Source organism: Holdemanella porci, assembly GCF_019052655.1.
Taxonomy (GTDB): domain Bacteria; phylum Bacillota_I; class Bacilli_A; order Erysipelotrichales; family Erysipelotrichaceae; genus Holdemanella; species Holdemanella hominis.
The window spans coordinates 1-350 of sequence record NZ_JAHQVB010000192.1 but is presented as its reverse complement, the minus strand read 5'-3'; the positions used below and the strand labels follow the sequence as shown (position 1 = coordinate 350).

Sequence of the window (350 nt, the reverse complement as noted above, 5' to 3'; positions counted from 1 at the left end):
CCAACAGATCATCTTCGTATTTCTTTTTGAGGATCTCTACTTCTTTTTTGACACTTTTTCTTTTATTGGCGTTTGCCTTCTGATGCGTACTGTCTCCAAATACCGTTGTGAAATCGACAAAGCCATAATCAACGGCCTGTTCTAATATTTCCATAAAGATTTCCTGGAATATAGTTGAATCTTTATATCTACGAATATAGTTCTGAGACCATGTAGAAAAGTTTGGAATCTTCTCATCGATACTCAACCCAAGAAACCAGCGATATGCCAAATTGACTTCGATCTCCTGACATGTCTTGCGCATAGAATTGATTCCAAACACGATATTTATGATAAGCATTTTAAAAAGA

1 protein-coding gene is annotated in these 350 nt (G+C 35.7%); it reads right to left on the bottom strand.

Features of this window, described 5'->3' with window-relative positions; all coding sequences use genetic code 11:
- Positions 1–304 (bottom strand): transposase (locus tag KTQ83_RS12100; RefSeq protein ID WP_244975869.1); only part of this gene is annotated, 304 nt, incomplete at its 3' end.
- Positions 305–350: the final 46 nt, after the last annotated feature.